Genomic DNA, 1759 nt, shown 5'->3' with positions numbered 1-1759 from the left:
CAGGCCCGATGGCAAGACAGCCGCCACGGTGCTGCCGGCCGCCTTCGGGTTGGCGGGCGTGAACCTGCACACCTACTCCGGATGGGGCTCCGTGACCCACTGGAACGCCTACGTCGCCAACACCCAGATGTACGGCAAAGGCACCTTCTACGACCCGCGTCTGAACGATCCGCAGCGGTTCCCGATCGCGGCGAAGGCCGGCTGGGCCAACGTGCGCCACACGCCGGACCTGGTGACGTCCAAGCTGGCGGCGCTCCACTACTACCAGCTCTCGATCCCCGCCCCCGAGCCGCCCAAGGACTCCTACGACGCCGCGGCGGCCGGGCGCGGAAAGACCCTGTTCGAGGGTAAGGCCAAGTGCGCGACGTGCCACGTGCCGCCGCTCTTCACCGAGCCGGGGTGGCCGATGCACGCCGCCGCGGAAATCGGTATCGACGACTTCCACGCCAGCCGCTCGCCCGACCGGAAATTCTATCGGACGACCCCGCTCCGAGGTCTCTTCGTCCGGGCCAAAGGCGGGTTCTACCACGACGGCCGCTTCGAGGATTTGCCGGCCGTCGTCGGGCACTACAACCGGCTGCTGAACCTGAATCTGACGACGGCCGAGACCAAGGATCTGGTCGAGTACCTGAAGTCGCTGTAGGACGCCGCCGGTCGATCAATAGGCGAGCGTGTCGCGCGCGGCGGCCAGGACCCGGGCGGCGTCGGGGACGTTCGCCCGCTCGCGGGCGAAGCCGACGAACGGCACATCGCAGGCGGTCACGCGCCGGATGGGCGCCTCCAGCGAGAGGAACGCGCCTTCCATGATGGAGGCGGCGATCTCCGCTCCGGGGCCGAAGCTGCGGGCGGCCTCGTGGACGATGACCGCGCGCCCGGTCTTCCGCACGGAGGCCACCAGGGTCTCGCGATCGAGCGGCGACACCGTGAGCACGTCGATCACCTCGCACTCGGCGCCGTCCTCCTCGGCCAGCGTCTCGGCGGCCTCCCGGGCCACCCGCAGCATCGCGCCGTAGGAGATCAGCGTGAGGTCCCCGCCCTCCCGGACGACGTGCGCCCGGCCGATCGGCAGCGTCTCGATCTCGTCGGGCACGTCCTCCCGGGCGGCGTGGTAGAGCCCCTTGGCCTCGAAGAAGATCACCGGGTCGGGATCGCGAATGGCGCTGACCAGGAGGGCGCGGGCGTTCCGAGGACCGGAAGGAATGACCATCTTCAGACCAGGAATATGCGCGTAGAACTGCTCCTCCGATTCTGAATGGTGCTCGAGCGCGCGGACCCCGCCCCCGTAGGGCATGCGGATGACCATCTGGCAGTGGAAGCGTCCCTGCGAGCGCATGCGGTAGCGGGCGGCGTGGTTCTCGATCTGATGAAAGCCCTGGAAGCTGAAGCCGGAGAACTGGATCTCGCAGACGGGCTTGAGGCCGTAGAGCGCCATGCCGATCGAGGTGCCGACGATGGCCGCCTCGGCCAGCGGGCTGTCGATGACGCGCTTGCCCCCGAACTTGCGGTGCAGGTCCTCGGTGACGCGGAAGACGCCGCCGTCCACGCCGACGTCCTCGCCGATGACGACGACGTCCTCGTCGCGCTCCATCTCCTGGAGCAGCGCCAGGTTGAGGGCCTTGACCATGTTCAGTTTCGCCATCGGCTCGTGCTCCGCTGGCCGCGCATCGGCGGCGAGGGAGGCGGCTCGCCCTCGGCCGGAGCGTCGTCGCTTCGCAGCCGCTCCCGCATCTCCTCCCGCTGGGCCACCAGATGGGGCGGC

The 1759-nt window shown here is 69.4% G+C and carries 2 protein-coding genes; one reads left to right on the top strand and one right to left on the bottom strand.

Going from position 1 to position 1759, the window contains the following annotated elements; translation table 11 throughout:
- A partial coding sequence (locus VGV13_20635; protein HEV8643492.1) for a hypothetical protein occupies positions 1-643 on the top strand: 643 nt, incomplete at its 5' end.
- A gap of 15 nt (positions 644-658) precedes the next feature.
- Here VGV13_20635 and VGV13_20630 read toward each other — a convergent pair.
- Complete coding sequence (locus tag VGV13_20630) at positions 659-1639, bottom strand: alpha-ketoacid dehydrogenase subunit beta (GenBank protein ID HEV8643491.1); 981 nt, start codon at positions 1637-1639, stop codon at positions 659-661.
- Positions 1640-1759: the final 120 nt, after the last annotated feature.

Source organism: Candidatus Methylomirabilota bacterium (assembly GCA_036001065.1).
Classification (GTDB): Bacteria; Methylomirabilota; Methylomirabilia; order Rokubacteriales; family CSP1-6; genus MNEF01.
The sequence above is the reverse complement of the archived record's forward strand: the minus strand, read 5'-3'. Positions and strand labels throughout refer to the sequence as shown.